Annotated in this window: 17 protein-coding genes and 1 CRISPR repeat array; of the genes, 14 read left to right on the plus strand and 3 right to left on the minus strand. The window is 60.1% G+C overall.

What is annotated here, in order from left to right; genetic code table 11:
- The first annotated feature begins 336 nt into the window (after positions 1-336).
- The 11 genes from CRI93_RS01280 (at position 337) to cas2 (ending at position 11309) form a co-directional block, all read left to right on the plus strand.
- On the plus strand, positions 337-1326 hold the full coding sequence (locus CRI93_RS01280; RefSeq protein WP_176521605.1) for a helix-turn-helix transcriptional regulator: 990 nt from the start codon (positions 337-339) through the stop codon (positions 1324-1326).
- Positions 1327-1440: 114 nt separating this feature from the next.
- Positions 1441-1773, plus strand: a complete 333-nt coding sequence (locus tag CRI93_RS01285) for a hypothetical protein (protein WP_098060785.1) — start codon at positions 1441-1443, stop codon at positions 1771-1773.
- A 486-nt stretch (positions 1774-2259) separates the two neighbouring features.
- Entirely contained in the window at positions 2260-2928 is a 669-nt protein-coding gene (locus CRI93_RS01290) for a CRISPR-associated endoribonuclease Cas6 (RefSeq protein WP_098060786.1), read from the plus strand.
- A gap of 25 nt (positions 2929-2953) precedes the next feature.
- The gene (locus tag CRI93_RS01295) at positions 2954-3562 is read left to right on the plus strand and encodes a transposase (protein ID WP_098060787.1); all 609 of its coding nucleotides are present in this window, start codon (positions 2954-2956) and stop codon (positions 3560-3562) included.
- Positions 3563-3566: 4 nt separating this feature from the next.
- On the plus strand, positions 3567-4145 hold the full coding sequence (locus CRI93_RS01300) for a hypothetical protein (RefSeq protein ID WP_217992482.1): 579 nt from the start codon (positions 3567-3569) through the stop codon (positions 4143-4145).
- A 49-nt stretch (positions 4146-4194) separates the two neighbouring features.
- The gene (locus CRI93_RS01305) at positions 4195-6348 is read left to right on the plus strand and encodes a CRISPR-associated helicase/endonuclease Cas3 (protein WP_098060788.1); all 2154 of its coding nucleotides are present in this window, start codon (positions 4195-4197) and stop codon (positions 6346-6348) included.
- A 46-nt stretch (positions 6349-6394) separates the two neighbouring features.
- Positions 6395-7693: a hypothetical protein gene (locus CRI93_RS01310; RefSeq protein WP_098060789.1), complete on the plus strand. Its 1299-nt coding sequence runs from the start codon at positions 6395-6397 to the stop codon at positions 7691-7693.
- Positions 7694-7747: 54 nt separating this feature from the next.
- The gene (locus CRI93_RS01315; RefSeq protein WP_098060790.1) at positions 7748-8806 is read left to right on the plus strand and encodes a CRISPR-associated protein Cas7; all 1059 of its coding nucleotides are present in this window, start codon (positions 7748-7750) and stop codon (positions 8804-8806) included.
- Between the two features lie 337 nt (positions 8807-9143).
- A complete protein-coding gene (cas4, locus tag CRI93_RS01320) occupies positions 9144-9695 on the plus strand; it encodes a CRISPR-associated protein Cas4 (RefSeq protein WP_098060791.1) in 552 nt (183 codons plus the stop codon).
- A 224-nt stretch (positions 9696-9919) separates the two neighbouring features.
- On the plus strand, positions 9920-10999 hold the full coding sequence (gene cas1b / locus CRI93_RS01325; protein WP_098060792.1) for a type I-B CRISPR-associated endonuclease Cas1b: 1080 nt from the start codon (positions 9920-9922) through the stop codon (positions 10997-10999).
- A gap of 46 nt (positions 11000-11045) precedes the next feature.
- Positions 11046-11309 carry a CRISPR-associated endonuclease Cas2 gene (cas2, locus tag CRI93_RS01330; RefSeq protein ID WP_098060793.1) on the plus strand — a complete coding sequence of 88 codons (264 nt, stop codon included), beginning with the start codon at positions 11046-11048 and terminating at the stop codon, positions 11307-11309.
- 252 nt (positions 11310-11561) lie between these two features.
- Positions 11562-12125: a CRISPR direct-repeat array (repeat unit 30 nt; unit sequence CCTTTAATCGCACCTTTGAGGCATTGAAAT).
- A gap of 667 nt (positions 12126-12792) precedes the next feature.
- Here the strand turns inward: cas2 and murA are convergent.
- Positions 12793-14112, minus strand: a complete 1320-nt coding sequence (gene murA / locus CRI93_RS01335; RefSeq protein ID WP_098060794.1) for a UDP-N-acetylglucosamine 1-carboxyvinyltransferase — start codon at positions 14110-14112, stop codon at positions 12793-12795.
- Between the two features lie 141 nt (positions 14113-14253).
- On the opposite strand from murA, the gene CRI93_RS01340 reads away from it, so the two are divergent.
- The 3 genes from CRI93_RS01340 (at position 14254) to CRI93_RS01350 (ending at position 16844) form a co-directional block, all read left to right on the plus strand.
- A complete protein-coding gene (locus tag CRI93_RS01340; protein WP_098060795.1) occupies positions 14254-15420 on the plus strand; it encodes a cysteine desulfurase family protein in 1167 nt (388 codons plus the stop codon).
- Positions 15421-15495: 75 nt separating this feature from the next.
- Complete coding sequence (locus CRI93_RS01345; RefSeq protein WP_098060796.1) at positions 15496-16164, plus strand: TIGR04282 family arsenosugar biosynthesis glycosyltransferase; 669 nt, start codon at positions 15496-15498, stop codon at positions 16162-16164.
- 236 nt (positions 16165-16400) lie between these two features.
- Positions 16401-16844, plus strand: a complete 444-nt coding sequence (locus CRI93_RS01350) for a Uma2 family endonuclease (RefSeq protein WP_176521606.1) — start codon at positions 16401-16403, stop codon at positions 16842-16844.
- Positions 16845-16854: 10 nt separating this feature from the next.
- On the opposite strand, the gene CRI93_RS01355 is transcribed toward CRI93_RS01350, so the two are convergent.
- Together CRI93_RS01355 and CRI93_RS01360 are read right to left on the minus strand one after the other, a co-directional pair.
- Positions 16855-17454, minus strand: a complete 600-nt coding sequence (locus CRI93_RS01355) for a hypothetical protein (protein WP_141491512.1) — start codon at positions 17452-17454, stop codon at positions 16855-16857.
- 56 nt (positions 17455-17510) lie between these two features.
- Positions 17511-18020 carry an RNA polymerase sigma factor gene (locus CRI93_RS01360; protein WP_098060799.1) on the minus strand — a complete coding sequence of 170 codons (510 nt, stop codon included), beginning with the start codon at positions 18018-18020 and terminating at the stop codon, positions 17511-17513.
- Between the last annotated feature and the right edge of the window lie 60 nt (positions 18021-18080).

Raw genomic sequence — 18080 nt, forward strand, 5'->3', positions numbered from 1 at the left:
CCTTCGCATGCAGACGGGAGCATGAGGTTGAGGTCGCGCTACTTTGCATGAGCAGATGCCAGACCGTATGGTAACGGATTGCTCCGGGCGACGCAGGCCCTGCGTCGTTACGGTCGGTTGGGGGCGCTTCTGGGGCGTCCGCGGCTCCGCTCGGGACAGGCGCACTGTTGGGGTATTGAGATGCGGACATCTCGCCGACACGGCCCCCCATCCGTCAGCGCTTGGACGCGCAGCCCCCGGAGACCGTTAACGTCGACCGGCCGGTCGACGTTAATCGCACCAAGGCAACGTGGCACCATCTCTAAAACACGCTATCTAACTCTACATCCACACGCCATGCCCACAAGCAAACCCGCTCACGAGCAGTTGGAGCACCTGCTGCGCACCGGCCATGTGCTCACCACCCGCGAGGCCGCCGACCGGCTCAACGTGTCCACGCGCACCATTTTGCGTGCGGCTAAGAAACTGGAAGGTAGGGGACTTCCGGTCGAGACCACACACGTTGGCAACATGAACCAGTACGCGCTGTCCGAGGCCGAGCGCTACCCCGAGAGCGGAGATCGCTACACTGAAAACCAGCTCCTGGCGCTGATCGTGGCCATTGAAGCCGGGCGCTCACTGCTGCGTCCCACGCCGCTGACCGCCCCCTTAAAGGCGGTCTACGACGACCTGATGACCCGCATTCCCGAGCAGAACGTGTTTACGCTGGACCCCAACGAGGAATCGTCGCGCTGGTACTTCCAAGAAGCGCGATCCGTCCCCATCGACCCCGACATCTTTGAGACAGTGCGTCAGGCCATCCACGAGCAGCGCACCATCAGCATCGACTACATGAACGCCAGCCGGCAAACCCGAAACAAAGGGCGCGTGATTGATCCACTCGTCATCGGCACCCAGAACGGCGCCTGGCTCTGCGTGGCCTACTGCCACATGCGCGAGGACATCCGCGACTTCAACCTGGTGGATATCCAGTCCATTGAGGTGCACGACACCCATTTTGAGCCGCCCGAAGACTTCGATCCGATCCTGCATTTCGACAAGCGCTTTGGCGCCACCACGGGCGAAAGTTATCTCGTACGCATCCGCGTTGCGCCGGAGGTGGCGGGCTACTTTCGGCGCAAAAAATACCACCCCACGCAGCAGGTCGATCATGAAGGCAGCGACGGCCACCTCATCGTCTCGTACGATGTGGAGGGGCTCAAAGATATGCATTCGTGGATTCGCTCGTGGGGCCCCGCGGTCACGGTGTTGGAGCCCGAGAAGCTCGCCCAGCAGATTCAGGAGGATGCAGAGGCCGTGGCCGCCCAGTATGCGTCGCAAGCGTGACAGATCGCGGCAGAGCGGTGGACGCATTGTTCCGGACGCGAAATGTCGCGGATCGAACGAGCGGTTTATACCTTCGCGATGCGTTCATGCCTGTTCGCTTCGCCCCGCATCACCATGCCAAATCCGTCGTCGTGTCGCTCCGCCCACGCCATCCACCTGCGCCTGCGCACCGCTGTAGGGGCCCCCGCTGTGCCATGGATTGAGCCGCCGCTCTGCCTGCGCCGCCCCGACGGCACCCTCGAACTGCTGGGCCAGAGTGCAGCCCTGCTTCCCACCGTCCGCTTCGTGCTCAGCTACGGACGCTATGCCACGCTGCTTGGCTCGCCCGTCCTGCAGCGTGCGGTTGTGGAGGAGGCGCGGCGTATACTAAAACAGCATGATCAGGGCACAAACAAAAATGCCCGCTGCAACTGCTGCGGGCATGCGATACCTATGAGGTCCGATTAAGCGTCAGGATTCCTATTGGCCTGCAGAACCATATTTCAATGCCTTGAGCGGTCCGATTAATAGATCCCGACGTTACAACGTAGGTCTAAAACTGTCATACTGTTCCCCGTTGGACTTTTCTTTCAGACTCGATCTTGTGTTCTTCGGAACACCTTTAAGCTTCGCCGGTGGCTGAAACCAGGATATTCCAAAAGCATTGGCATGCAGAACCATCGGTGTTATGAGAGAAAATAATCGCTATCGTAGAATCGTGAGCCTTATCATGACCGGAGAAGGAGAAAGGCTACGTGCGCTTGCATCCGATCAAAGCGGCTGTGCTATCAGCCACGTTCTTTGCCATTTAAAACGGAGAAGCCATGTCGCATTTGTGGACTCTGGGGATGTAAAGAATGTCGTGCTCACGGACAAAGGCTGGACGTACTGGAAGGCCAGTTCTGATACTGACCTACCCCCTAATCAACATACGCTCACAAAAAAAACATCCCTATGCGTCTCAATCTGACACTCACCCCGTCCACCGAACCTGTCCCTTACGACCATCTGCACCAGCTCACCGGGGCGCTCCACAAGTGGATCGGCCCCGACAACAACCTGCACGACGGCCTGAGTCTCTACAGCTTCGGCTGGCTCAAGCGGAGCACGGGCACGAAAGACGGCCTGCTCTTTCCAAAAGGAGCCGACTGGCGCGTCAGTTTCTACCAGTCCGAAGCCGCCAAAGCCTGCATGGATGGGATGCTCACCGATCCGACGGTGGCCTATGGGATGCGCGTAGCCGAAGCCAAAGAGCAGCGCGCGCCGTCGTTTTCCGCACCCCACACGTTTAAGGTGGACAGTCCCGTGCTGGCGCGCCAGACCCGCGAGGACGGCAGCCGCGCCCACCTCACGTGGGACGACCCGGACGCCGACGCCGCCCTCACGCGCACGCTGCGCACCAAGCTCTCCGCTTCGGGTATCGACGTGGACCCGAGCGCGGTGCACGTGCAGTTCGACCGCAGCTACGCGCATCCAAAGACGAAGCTCGTGCGCATCAAACAGACCCAGCACCGCGCCAGCATGTGTCCGGTCATCATCGACGGCCCGCCCGAGGCCCTTCGGTTCGCCTGGCTCGTGGGCATCGGCGACCTGACGGGGAGCGGGTTTGGGGCGCTGCAATGAAACACACAGTATAACCTCAGGGACCATGCCGCCCGATTACGACCGATACCAAACGCATCACCGGTCGCGCCGCCATCCCGACTGGGATTACACGCAGCCCGCCGCGTACTTCGTGACGATCTGCGCCCATGACCGGATGCATCTGTTCGGGCGTGTTGTCGACGGCCAGATGCGCTGCAACGCCTTCGGGCGCGTGGCCGCCGAAGAGTGGCACCGCTCCGAAGCAATCCGCGACGAGGTCCACCTGGACGCCTTCGTGGTGATGCCCAACCACATCCACGGCATTGTGGTGATCGCCCCGCCGGATGCCGACGCACCGACCGACCCTCAGGGGTATGCGGTGCCCCCCGTAGACGCCCCGACGCCCCCCGATCCAGACGTAACGTCGTCCGGCCGGACGACGTTACCCTGCGGCCCGCAACGCCGCTCCCTCGGGTCATGCATCGCCGGGTACAAGGCCGCCGTCACCCGCCGCATCAACCAGATGCGCGAGACGCCGGGCGCGCCGGTCTGGCAGCGCAACTACCACGACCACATCATCCGCACCGCAGGCGCCTGGCACCGCATCCGCCGGTACATCCAGACCAACCCCACACGGTGGGACGACGACACGTTTTATTCAACAGACACATAAACAGATGGATAACCAGATGCACATTGTCACCTACACCGGTCCATTTGGATTCATCAAACCATGGACGGCTGTTCGCGATGAGCAGACGTACAGCCAGCAGTTCCTCACGCCGAGCATCGTAGAAGGCATGCGTCAGAAGCTGGAGGTAAGCGCCATTCTGCGCCATTGTCTCACACACAAGGGATTCAGCATCCAGCAGGAAACCACACAATCGCGTGGCTACAAGCAGAAGACGGTTAAGAAGTACAATACCGTCGAGTACCAGCGGGATACATCGATTATTGAGCGGGGCGTCATGCTTTCGCCTCGTCTCCATCTTGCATTCCCAACAGTGGAGGATGCCCAGAAAGCACACAGCGAGCATCTCTGTCTGTGCCGAAATGAGGATGTGGTGTACCCGTCGGGTGCGATTCAAGCGCTATCAGAAGATCAATTTGATGCGCTCACTGGGTTTGAGTTGCTGTTTGAGGACAGCGATGATGCCTTTCTTGTCGGCTACAACCGCTTTGAAGATGGGGCTCCTATGTACGGACGGCTCAGTGTGACGGGCAATCCAGTCGAGCAGTCGCCCGTGGCGGCGTGACATTATCCAGTTCATCCCCTATCTCAAACACCTGAAATTAGCTGCTATCATGACGCTACTTGCAAAAAGCGAAGACCAGGGTGGCCTCACGATTAAGGAGCACACACAGCATGTTGTCACGGCTGTCGTGCATGCAGCAGAGCAGTTGGGCATGGACGTAGACCAGGCCCGCCGGGCAGCCGTGTTACACGACCTGGGTAAAGGCCATCCGTTTTTTCAGCAGATGGTTAGGAATGAGCTATCCGAAGAAGACTGGATTCGGGAAGAGCCACACCGTCACGAAATCTCATCGCTTCTCTTCTTGCCGTTGCGTCCGAAGCATGAGTGGCCTGCGCTTATCGACTTTGTGGCCGCTCACCACAAATCTATCAAGAAAGACCGAAGCAGTCGCGGTCTAATCGACTTATGCCGCGAGTTTGGCTCGGATGCTGTCTTTGCACGCCACAACGAGGAGTGGTCCACCTGGGGGCCTGCAGCTATGCAGGTGGCGGCCTCGTTTGGGTGGGAGGTGCAGCCCATCTCCGAGGCAGAGCGCCGCACGGCCTTCGATGCAGCATTGCACCACTGCCGCCAAAATCCTGACGGCTGGTCGCGATTTCGGGGGCTCTTGATGACTGCCGACCACTTCGCATCTAATTACACCCACGCGACCCAAGATAAAGCAGAACAGCTCTATCAGGCGCCCAACCTGGAGGGCTACCGGCATGGCCATGCGCCGTACACCGCTTCCGATCTGTATCCGCTCTCACAGATCGACACGGACGACCCGCGTCCGCATACGCTTGTCGTTGCTCCTACCGGTGCAGGAAAGACCAACTTTCTGCTTGCACGCTGCCAGGGACGTGTGTTCTACACGCTCCCCTTTCAGGCCTCAATCAACGCCATGTATGAGCGTATCCACACCGATCTCCATGAGCACTTCGACGTGCCTGCCGATGTGCGGCGTCTGCACGCTACCTCACGTATCGAAATGGACAACGAGTGGACTGAGGATGCCGACTTGCAGCGTCACCCTGGAGCCAGCGTCAAGGTCATGACGCCGTATCAACTGGCCTCGATTGTGTTTGGCACAGCAGGATACGAGGCGATGGCGCTGGACCTGCGGGGCAATGACGTAATTCTCGACGAGGTGCACACCTACGACGGCGTAGCCCGCTCGATGGTGCTGCAAATTGTTCGCATGCTTGTTGAACTGGGATGCCGGGTACATATCGGAACAGCAACAATCCCAACCGCTCTGGCTGATGCTTTAGTGGAGGTGTTGGGCGGCGCTGAACAGGTTGACGAAGTGCGGCTGCCACACAAAACCCTTGACACGTTCAACCGGCATCGCATCCACAAAATACAGGGTCAAGATGCCATGTGGGATACGTTGCATCAGTTGCTTTCTGATGGGCAACGCGTTCTCATGGTGAGCAACCAGGTGCAGACAGCGCAAGACCGATACAAGCAGGTGGAAGCGATGGATGTGCCGTCGATGCTCATTCACAGCCGGTACAAACGGAAAGAACGGGCCGAACTGGAGTCGCAGATTAAGCGCTTCGAAGAAATGGGTGGCCCGTGTGTCGTGTCAGCCACGCAGGTTGTGGAAGTGAGTCTGGACATCTCGTTCGATGCGATGATTACCGACGCTGCCCCGCTGGATGCGCTCGTACAACGCTTCGGACGCGTCAACCGTCGGCGCTCTGCCGAGACGATTGGCACCTACAAGCCCATTTACATCGTGGCTCCGCCCAATGATGACAATGCTGTGCTGCCCTACGACGCAGACGTTGTACGGCAGAGCTTTAGCGTGCTTCCTGATGGAAATGTACTTCCAGAAGCTGAAGTGCAAACGCTCATCGATGCGGTGTACCCTGAAATCGAGGTCCCTGAGCTTGCGACGCACTTTATCTGGAACGGCGATTCGTACCGCATCCAGAAACTTCAACACCGTCCGAAGTCTGTGCTGCTGGATGCGCTAAACATCAATTCAGCCGTGTGCATCCTCCGGTCTGAAGTCGAGACCTACGCCAATGCACGCTGGGCTGAGCGTCAGCTTATGCACATTCCCGTGCCTGTAAGTTTCAAGCGATTCGACTGGCCTACGCTTAAATTTGGAAGTTACCCGATGTGCGCGCTAGATTCCTGGTACAACCCGGGGGGGCGCCCGGTTGGCCTGACGACGAGTGCTGAAGACAATGCCACGTCTAACTTTATCTAAATCAACTGCTTGCGAGTCAACTACCTTACTCTAACAGCTTCTTTTTATGTACACCGCCTACATCGGACGCCGCATCATTGACCTGTATAACGAGCACCGCCGCGACGGGCCGGCGCTCTCGCCGCACGACTTCTTCGACGAAGTAGTCTTTCCCGTAGCATTTGACGACGAACGCTACCTGTTCTGGCCAAATAACTCGCCCTTTGCCCAGCCTACGTATTCTGGCAAGCGTGATGATCCCGACGTTCGTCAACGGGCCCTTGCCGATACCTATGAGAAGGTTGCAGCTATTGACGAGCCCCTTGGACATCTATTTATGGGCGGAATGGCCAGCGGTGTGCTGGAAACGACGTCTGGACAAGTGAGCACGGTGGGCGCGTCGGCAAACCCCGATGAAGCATACTGCTCGTGGGTGGGTGCTATGGCGGGCATCGGGCTGAAAGGCGGGCTTTCGATGCTCGTTGATCACGACGACGTATTGCTGGCACTGCTTGACGGGTGGTTTGCCTATCGCTCGTATCTGGACCAAACGCCTGGCCTGAAGGGCAACCAGGTGGAGACCTGGAACGGACACTGGATCTGTCACCGATTTGGGTACGACTATCGCGAAAACGATCCGTTGCGTGATCTTAAGCCCCGCACAACCAAGTCAACGGGAATCAAGACGCAGAAGTGGGCCAGCGTGCTTTTTAACTTAGCGCGGGCGTTGCCTGGTGAAACGCCAACGGTGTATCTCTACTCGCTTGGTCAGATGAATACCACAGTGGGATTTCGGCAGCTTCATCTTCCAGATGTACAACGTCTTGCACAGCTTCACGAAAAGCTGTTTGGCGACGTGGAGGGCGTCAGTTCGCGGAGTCTGGCCGACATGTACGATACGCAGTACAGCATCTACGCGGCGTGTCAGCAAGGCACCATTGGCATGCGGGCACTGCAACCCGACAAACTGCGCGACTACATGCCCGGTGGCAGGAAAGACAAGATGCCCACGCCTACACGCAGCCCTAACAAGCAAAATCGCTATCGTATCTTTCAAACATGGATTGTTGCCATGCTCAACAATGAAGAACTGATCGACCTTACAGAATCCACAGCCCAGGCGCTCAAGGCGCACGCAGAATCGGGGGAGGATACATACACCACTGAAAAGCGTCGCGCTGAGGAAGTCCTAAAAGCAGGGCACCGACGCGAGTTTCTCGATGCTTTGACAGCGGTGCTAAAGGAAGACGACTCGCATGCCGAGCATTTCAACAAGCTGGCAGATACCATTGTCAAAATGCCCGCTTCCGACTTTCCTCTGTTTGCAACACTGCTTCGGCTCAAGTACACCGTGTTCAGCAAGTAGTTAAGCATGGTTTTACACTCATCGATACACGCACACGCAAATAAACAGACACCCATGGCTACCAGCAAATACCTTTTCATTCGCGGACTGCGCGAGGCAACGCACACCGTATTCTCTGTACAAGATGGCCAGAAAACCTATTACGATCCCGAGTTCGGACGCAAGGTTGCGTATTCCAGTGGCCAGCAGGTGAAGCGCTCGCTGCTCGATGCGGTATCGGAAGCACTGGATGAGCGCCGGGCGCCGATCACCTTCAACCGTAAGATCACTAAAGACAACGCGATTGAGGACAAAGAACCCTGGTCCCCATGCGATCCACAGTACGCCGACCAGCTTTTAGGGGGCTGGATGCGAGCAAAATCGAATGGCGGTACCGTAAAGCGTCGCAGCCCACTTTCGATCTCTGCGATGCGGCCTCTGCACCCACTGCTTGCCGGGTTGGCTCGCGAGTCGGCGTCGTTCGATAGGAGCGATGATCCGGAGCATCATCCCGTACGTGTCGTGAATGCAAAGGGGGAGGAGATGTCAGAGGAAGACATTCAGAACTTCCTGACATCGAATGATCGCACCCTGCCGCGTCGCAACTGGATTCCCGAAGACCAGGTCGGGCCGCGTGCACATGGGCTGTACGTGTTCGACGTGGCCATTGACCTTACGCGGCTGTTTACCGTCTCGACCAACCAGCACGAACCCGAACTCAGCAAGGAGAAAATCGAGGAGCTCAAAGAAGCAGGTTGGACGCTTTCCGAAAGCGGAGAAGACTTAATTTGTCCTGAAGAGCGGCGAACCGAGCTGACGGAAGCCCTGGCTGCTGGACTGATTAACTGGCGCGTCACCAGTAACCAGAGCCGTACGTACAGCCCACAGGCTACGCTGGCCCTCGCGATGAGCGACGATGCCAATCGCGTCACTGGATCCATTCGGGCTGACCTTGCCGAAGAGGAGGACAACAAGGCCGTGCCCGTCATTGAGACCGTGGATGGCGTTCGTACCTACGTAATGCCCGCGTGCAAAAGCCACGTTGCAGGAGTCACAGCGTCGTTTGATGCGCTCGACGCAGCGCAACGCGACATTGCTGCACACATCCAATCCTTCACGGCGGACCTTGGATAAACACCCTTACTCGCACCTTTGAGGTATGGTAACGTCCCAGGGCACTGGGACGCTGTTGTCGGTCCTCCTTCGCATACGGACGGGGAGCATGAGGTTGGGATCGCACTGCTTTGCACGGCAGATGCCGCTACGCATGGCAACGCATTGCTCCGGGCGACGCAGGGCCCTGCGTCGTTACGGCAGGTTGGAGGGCCGCCTCTGACTCGCCCTCGGCTCCGCTCGGGACAGGCGCACCTTCAAGGCGTACTACACAAAGTTCCCGACACCAAACGTCGCGCAATCCAGCGGGGGCTATTATCATGATGGGGCGTTGTCCGTGCCCTACATCGTGTGTGTCATGAACGCTCCGTCGCAGCTCCGCATTGGTGGGATGCTCATTGGCTACTACTGCATCTGCCCGCGCAAGGCGTGGCTGTCGATGCGGGGGCTGTGGATGGAGCAGGAGAGCCAGGCCGTGGCGCTGGGGCGGCTGGTGGATCAGTCGAGCTACCCGCGCAACAAGAAGGCGCTGATGCTGCATGCCGAAGCGCCCTGCGGCACGCCGCTTGTGGGCAAGATCGACTGGGCGCAGCTCGACCACGGTGTGCTCCACGAAACCAAGAAAGGCCGCTCGTGCGAGGACGCCCACATCTGGCAGCTTCGCTTCTACCTGTGGCTCTTGCGCCTGAACGACGTCACCCGGGCCGACGGCGCGCCGTTTCGGGGTGAACTCAACTACCCGAAGCTACGCCGCACCGAATCGGTCGAACTGGAGCCCGCACACGAAACCCGTCTGGCCGACATGGTGGCCGCCCTGCGTCGCCTGGCAGGTCAAGATACCCCGCCGTCCCGCATCGATACGCGGTCGTTCTGCCGTCGCTGTGCCTACGAGGAACTGTGCTACGGGTAAGCGCCTGTTTTGATTTCTTATTTTGGGCTGCGAGCGGCTCCACTGGGCTGCAACGAGCCCCCGATCTCGGCCCGTAGCCCCGGCTACGAACCTCCATCGTGGTTCTCGTTTCGCTCCAGCGGCGCTCGCTCTCGCCTTCAAACCGAAACCTAAACAGGCTCTAAGCGCCAACGCGTCGCGCTGCATCTGCCTGCTCGTATCCTATCCTGAGCTTTCGCATCCCCATGAAACGCCCGTACTACCTCTTCTCGAACGGACGCCTGGCGCGTCATCAGAACTCGCTTCGGCTGGAGCGTGCCACCGACGCCCGCACGCCGGGACGGTTGCCCGACGACACCGGCACACCCAGTGGAGAGATGACCGGGCAGAAGGTGCCGTTCCCCGTTGAAAGCGTTGAGTCGCTCTACTGCTTTGGGGAGATCGACATCAACGCCAAGCTGATCACGTTTCTGGCGCAGCACCATGTGCCCGCCTTCTTTTTCGACTATTTTGGCAACTACACCGCCAGCCTCTACCCGCGCGAGCACCTGCTGTCGGGACGGCTGAAGGTGGCACAGGTGACGCATCACACCGATCCCGACGACCGTCTTGCGCTGGCACGGGCGTTCGTGCGGGCTGGACTGCACAACATCCGGCGCGTGCTCAAATACTACGCCGCGCGCCTGAACGGGGCCTCCGACGAGGTGGCCGATGCCGAGTCTGACATTGACGATCTGCAACAGCAGGCCCGCACCGCTGCCGACATCCCAACGCTCATGGGATGCGAGGGGCAGGCGCGCAATACGTATTACAGCACCTGGCCCACGCTGCTGGGCACGGCGGGCGAGGCATTTCCGTATGGGCAGCGCTCGCGGCAGCCGCCCTCCAACGAACTCAACGCGCTCATCAGCTTCGGCAACAGCCTCTGTTACACCGCATGCCTGCGCCAGCTCTACCACACGGCACTCGACCCCACCGTGAGCTACCTGCACGAGCCCGGCGACCGCCGCTTCTCGCTCGCGCTGGATCTGGCCGAGGTGTTCAAGCCGGTGCTGGTAGACCGGGCGATCTTTCGGCTCATCAAAACGCGCCAGATTCAGCCAAAGCACTTCGAAGACCGCCTCGGCGGCACCTACCTGAGCGAGTCCGGGCGCAAGATTTTCGTGGAGCACTGGGATGACCGCCTGCGCCAGACCATCAAGCACCGCAGCCTGGGCCGCAATGTGAGCTACGGACGCCTCATCCGCCTCGATGCCTACGGGCTGGTGCGGCACCTCTGCGATCCGGTCGCCGACTCCTACGAAGGCTTCACAATGGATTGGTAAATCGACGGGAGCATCCTAATCCAAAATCCCAAATCTAAAATCCAAAATGTACATCATCGCCGTGTACGACGTGAACGTAGACCGCGTCGCCAAGATGCTGAAGCTGTTTCGGCGCTACCTAACCTGGGTGCAGAACTCGGTGTTCGAGGGCGAGCTCACGAAGGCGCAGTACGCCCAACTTAAGCAGGAGGCCGAGGCGCTCATGGACCCCGCCGAAGATTCAGTCATCGTCTGGCACGTACGGGCCGAGTCGTACTTCGAGCGCGAAACGCTGGGCGAGGAGCCGGGCGAAACGGGACGCTTTCTGTGACCCCGCCTGCAGCGCCGCTGAAGGCCGATCTGTCGTCGGCCTCCGCCCATTTTCGGCAAAACGCCTGGTGCAACCACTGTGCCACATCCTAATTTTTATGGATACAAAGCGTAAGATCAAGGAGTTAGAAGATGTCGTCGGACCCCCGGGGGGTTGCACGCTACCGGAGGGTGACGACATCGGGCGCGCCCAATCATCGCCAAATCGCGGCTCATTTGCATCTAAGCGGGCTGAATTGCATATTCCAACAGGCCTTTAATCGCACCTTTGAGGCATTGAAATTATCCCTCTGGGGCCTCCGGCGCATCAAAGCGCAACCCTTTAATCGCACCTTTGAGGCATTGAAATCATCGACCGTCAGGCGCGTTTCGAGGGCGTTGTTGACCTTTAATCGCACCTTTGAGGCATTGAAATAGCCGCCTGAAGACGACGAAGCCGACAGCTTCAACGACCTTTAATCGCACCTTTGAGGCATTGAAATCAGGTGGTCGATGCGATGATCTGCGCTTGGTCGTGTACCTTTAATCGCACCTTTGAGGCATTGAAATGATACTACGCCAAGCCTTCCAGCGAGCCGAATCCGCCGCCTTTAATCGCACCTTTGAGGCATTGAAATCCGGTACCGTGACCGTTTGGCGGACGGGCTCAGTGCCCCTTTAATCGCACCTTTGAGGCATTGAAATCCGGATCGCCCCTTCCCAGGCCGTGCCGGAGAGATCGCCTTTAATCGCACCTTTGAGGCATTGAAATCTGTCTCCAGATCTATGGTTAGCAATGATCTGGCAACCTTTAATCGCACCTTTGAGGCATAGTAACGTCCCAGGGCACTGGGACGCCGTTGGGGGGCCGCCTTCGCATGCGTGACGGGATCATGAGGGTGAGATCGCGCTCCTTCGCATGGCAGGCCGCTCCGCACAGCAACGCATTGCTCCGGGCGACGCAGAGCCCTGCGTCGTTACGGCAGGTTGGGAGGGCGCGCTCTTTGGAGGGGGCTCGGCTCCGCTCGGGACAGGCGCACCGTTAAGGCATAGTAACGTCCCAGGGTACTGGGACGCCGTCATGGGGCTCTCTTCGCATGCAGACGGGGAGCATGAGGTTGGGGTCGCGCTACTTTGCATGGTAGATGCCGCTCGGCATGGCAACGTATCGCTCTCCGCGACGCAGGCCCTGCGTCGTTACAGTAGGTTGGAGGGACGCATCTCGGTCAGCCTTGGCATCGCTCGGGACGGGTGCACCGTTGGTATACGTACCATCCCAGCGCGGTGGGGCGCTGTTGCAGCATGTCGTGTCCTAATCAACGATAGTCGGGGCGGAGCCCCTAACCGACTTGCGTCGCACGGCGGAGCCATGCGACGAGTGGTGGAAGTACCTTTTATCGCACCTGAGGTATACGTAACGTTCCAGCGCGATGGGGCGCTGTTGCGGATGCCTGCTCATACGATCTATGGGCATCGCCCGCCTCTGCATGGTTGCCCCAAACACACTACGCCGTGCGCTCGGCGACCTCTTCCGGTTCAGCGAACTCATCATACTGCTCGCGGCGGATGTCAATGCCTGCGTTCTGCAGCTTCTGCTCCAGCGCTTCGTAGCCGCGGTCCAGGTGATAGACGCGCAGCACCTCCGTCGTCCCCTCGGCAATCATACCGGCCAGCACCAGCGACACGCTGGCCCGCAGGTCGGTGCTCATCACCGTGGCCGCCTGAAAGTCCGTAGGTCCGTGAATGGTGGCGGTGGCGCCGCTTACCTGTGCATCCAGCCCCATGCGCTGCAGTTCGGGGATGTGCTTGAAGCGGTCGTCGTAGATGGTATCCGTAATGCGTGCCGTGCCGTCGGCAGTGGCCATGAGCACGCCCCACTGCGCCTGCAGGTCGGTGGGAAAGCCGGGATACGTGGCGGTGGCAATGGATACGGGGCGAATCTGCTCGGGCGGGGTGAGGGTTACGACGTCGTCGTTGTAGGCAATCTCCGCTCCGGTGTCGGCCAGATGCTTTTTGAAGGCGGCGCCCAGATGCGGGTGGTGGCCGTTCTTCACCTGAAACGGCACGCCCGGCTCGCCCGCCAGCAGGGCCGCCACCATGAACGTTCCCATCTCGATGCGGTCGGGCGTGTTACGGACCGTAATCGGCTCCAACGCCTCTACGCCCTGAATTTCAATGGTACGCGTGCCCAGCCCGTCGATCTGCGCGCCCATCTGCCGCAGGGCCTCGCCAAAGGCCACCACATCGGGCTCCTGCGCGGCATTTTCGATGCGCGAGCCGCCACGCGCCGTCACCGCACCCAGCAGCAGATTGATCGTCGCACCCACGCTGGAGGGCTCCATCCGGAACGTTCCGCCGTCCAGGCGTCCGCCCGGCGCGTCGGCCACCACGTAGCCCTGATCCAGTTCAATCGACGCCCCGAACGCCTTCATCCCCTCAAGGTGCAGGTCCACCGGACGCGGCCCCCAGGCGCAGCCGCCCGGAAGCGACACGCGGGCCTCGCCGCAGCGCCCAATGAGGGCACCCAGCATATAGAACGACGCACGCATCTTCTTGACGAGGTCGTAAGGCGCTTCGGGATGGTCAATGCGTCCGGCATCTACCGTAAGCTGGTGGGCCGACTCGTCGAACGAGACCGACGCGCCCGACACGCGCAGCACGTTCGAGAACGTGTACACGTCGCGCAACGCCGGAATATTGGTGAGGGTGGTGGTACCATCGGCCAGGAGCGAGGCGGCCATGAGCGGCAGCGCCGTGTTTTTGGATCCGCCAACCGTGAGCGATCCGGTGAGCGGCTGTCCGCCTGTTACAACGAGTTTGTCCATGAGGGTTTGGGGACTACATTTTCGCACAACAACGAGAGGGCAACGGTCGTCTTAAAACACGCGCATGGGCACTTGTTCGCCTGCAGCGCTTGCTGCCGAGCACAGCCCCGTTCTGTTTGTTGGATTCGACGTGTTTTCGCTATGCCCACCGACGCGATCTACCTGGACCACGCGGCCAGCACGCCGCTTGATGAGGCGGTCTTGGAGGCCATGATGCCGTACCTTACGGAGCATCACGGCAACCCGTCGTCGGTGCACCGGTGGGGGCGGCAGGCCCGCGTAGCGGTCGAAGAGGCCCGCGAGCGCGTAGCTCGCTGCATTGGCGCGGAGCCGAGCGAGGTCGTGTTCACCAGCGGCGCCACCGAAGCCAACAACTGGGTGCTGCGTAAGCGACTGGCGGATGCGGAGGCCGGAGCGCACCTCATCACGTCTACGGTGGAGCACGAGGCCGTGCTCGAACCGGCATCCGACCTCGAACGCGCAGGCTACCGCGTCACCCGGCTGCAGCCCGACCGCTACGGATGCGTCACTCCAGATCAGGTCGAGGCGGCCCTCACTGACGACACGGCGCTTGTCTCCCTTATGCATGTGAACAACGAGACAGGAGCACGCACCGACATTGCTTCAATCGCTGAGCTCTGCCGTGACCATGGCGTCGCGCTGCACAGCGACACCGTGCAGTCCATGGGCCTGCTCCAGAATGATATGCGCGAGTTGGGTGTGGACTACGCCACGATCTCGGCGCACAAGCTCTACGGTCCCAAGGGCGTCGGTGCGCTCTACGTGCGGGGCGGAGCGGCACTGCCTCCCCTCATCGAAGGCGGAAGCCAGGAGCGCGATCAGCGCGGAGGCACTGAAAACGTGGCGGGTATGGTCGGACTTTCTGTAGCGCTGGAGCGGGCGTACAGCCGGGCCCCCGACGAGGCACCGCGCCTGGCTGCGCTGCAAGCCGACCTCATGCAGCAGCTCGATGATACGCTTGGCGACGCCATTGTGTGTAACACGCCTCCCGAGCCGGATCACCGCGCGCCGCACATCGTGAACGTAGCCGTGCCGCCGCAAAACGATGCGCAGATCGACGGTGAGATGCTCATCTTGAATCTGGATATGAAAGGCATCTTGGCCTCGGCGGGCTCGGCCTGCACCAGCGGCACGCTCACGCCCAGCCATGTGCTCTCGGGCATCGGTCTCGACGATGCCACAGCCGCTGCCGCCGTGCGGTTCTCACTTGGACAATCCACCACGCCCGCTCACCTGAGCCGCGCGGTGGAGGTCCTCCACGACACCATCAGCCGAATGCGTCGGTAGCACGCTCAATCTGGTCGAGCTTACATCAGCTTTCTGTATCCCCCTGTATTTTAGTAGCTAACCGTCCCCTGCTTCATGCGTAGCGCTCTGCTCGTCTTTGCCAAATGGCCTGCCCCCGGACGCGTCAAGACGCGTCTGACGCCGGTGCTTACGGATGAGGAGGCCGCGCAGCTCTACCGGGCGTTTTTGCTCGACCTGTTGGAGCAGACGCAGACGTTGGAGGCCGACGTCATTCTGCACTGGGCCGAGCAGCTGCCCAACGGACGCGGCACGCCGTTTGCCAAGCGCGTGGATGCAATGGCGGTGCAGCGAGGGGCGTCGTTGGGCGCGCGCATGGCTCATGCCATCGACACCACGCTTGCCAATGGCTATGAGCGCGTGGCCGTGGTGGGGAGCGACCACCCCACGCTGCCTACCGCCTTCTTGCGTGAAGCCTTCGCCGCGCTGAAGCGTCCCAAGAGCATTGCGCTGGGACCGAGCTACGACGGCGGCTTCTACCTGATTGGCATGAACGCGCGCTACCCGCAGGTCTTTGACGGCATGCGCTACAGCCATCCGCAGGTGCTCAACCAGACACTCACGCGCATCGGGCGCACCAGCGCGAACCTGACGGTGCTGCCACGCTGGTACGATGTGGATACGCCTGCCGCACTCCGCCTGATGCTGGCCGACATGGATGAGGGGCCGCCCACGCCTCACACCGAGGCCGCGGTGCAGACGCTGAAGCTGCGCTCGCTGGTGTAGCGTCGTGCGGGTCTGCCACCCAGCATTAGCGCATTTCTTCAGGATAGTCAAGCTGGCGCAGCAGCGCCCATGGGGAGGCGGCACAATGGCGCATCTTCATCATACAATCTTTGTCTGGTATCCTTTTGCTGCCTCGGATGCCTACCGTGTTTACGTCCACTGATGCACGTATCCCCATGGAAACCACATCCTCTCCGCAGACCGTTTCCGACTATGAGCGGGAACGAGGGAAGCCTATGCCCAGCAAAGCTCACGGATATACGCAAGCCAACCTCATTCTCGCTCTGTCGGACCACCGAGACCGGTTCACGATCTTCTCAGAACTGACGCTCGACCTGGATGGACGCGAGTTGACGCCAGATCTTTCGCTCTACGCCGTCGCGGACGTCGATCTGCTGCACGATGACGTGCGCGTACAGGAGCCGCCGCTGCTGGCCGTCGAGATCCAGAGCCCGACGCAAAGCATGCAGGCGATCCTCGAAAAAATCGAGTTCCTGCTCGGCGCAGGTGTGCAGTCGTGCTGGCTCGTACAGCCACCACTCCGTACGGTGACAGTCTTTCCTGGCACGCTGGATGGCACAACGGTCTCCAGCGGAACGGTCGTTGACCCGGTGCTGGACATCGAGATCGACGTGGAGGCGGTGTTCAATCAGGGGGCGACGGGCAATCCGCACTCGTAAACGCCTACCGTCATCCACCGATCGCATCGCCACGCTTCGCAATTCCCGTCTCATCGTTCTGCGTGTCGGCAGACGAATCGACCTGATTCAGCAACTGGGTGAGCGTTTCGCGGCGCGGACGCAGGTCGCGTTCAACGGCGCGCTGGTTCATCACGTAGATCGCAGCAGCGCCTGCAATGACCACGGTACCGTAGACAACCGTGAACACCGACCATCCATTATCGCCCACTGTCATAAGCAAGAGTCCTGCAAGTAGTGGAGCGATGTACCACCAGAGCACTGACGACAGCAAGCGAATCTGCGCATCCACCTTGGCGCGCTCGCGCTGCAATCGCTGCCTAACAGGCTCGTTGACAGGCGGGGCCGCGAACCGAGTGCGGGCGTAGCGCAGGCGACCGAAAATGAGCGCGCTTCCCGCTACCACGAGCAGGGCCCCCGCCGTTACAAGCGTTGAGGGGTCGTGCCAGGCCAGCCAGCCGAAGAACACCGAGACGGCAGCCGCGACAACGGACTCGGTCCAGTCGCGCTGGCGAATCGTGCGGTCGAATGCGGCAGACTGTGCTTTCACCTGTTGGAGAAGCTCGGACTGAGAAAGCGATTGGGTAGACATATCAGGGTCAGTGGGTTCGTTATCAGAAGACCAGAGTGCTTTTGCGTCATCGAGGTTCATGTTAGGGTGTCCTCCAGCCAGGTGGCCAGTTGCTTCTTGATGCGGTGCAGTTTTACGCCTACGTAGTTTTCGCTAATGCCAAGCACGTCGGCCATGACGGCATAGCTGGCATCGTCCAAGTACATCATAACAAGTGTTTTATCCATCGTATCGAGCCGGTCGATGGCTGCATAGAGCCGATCGAGTCGCTCCTTCTGCTCCAGGCCAGCGCCTGGCGTAGGCAGTCCGTCCATCCACAGCGGATGGTCGTCGCTAAGGGTGGCCTTGCTACGCACAGCGCGCTTGCGCTCGTGGCTTAGCGCGGTGTTCAGAGCCACACGATAAAGCCAGGTGCTGCGCTGCGCCTCGCCATTGAACGACGGCAGCGCGCGCCAGAGTGCGACCAAGATGTCCTGATACAAATCACGTTGGCCCTCGGCGCTTTCGGTATACACGCGAGCAATTTTCCGAAGGCGTGCCGCGTTTTCATGAACCAGGTCCAAGAACTCGGCTTCTGGGGCGGGCATAGCGTGTGCTAAAGACTCTGAAACGATCTCATGTTAATTAGTCGGATGAGAAAATCCCAT

The organism is Longimonas halophila, from assembly GCF_002554705.1.
Classification (GTDB): Bacteria; Bacteroidota; Rhodothermia; order Rhodothermales; family Salinibacteraceae; genus Longimonas; species Longimonas halophila.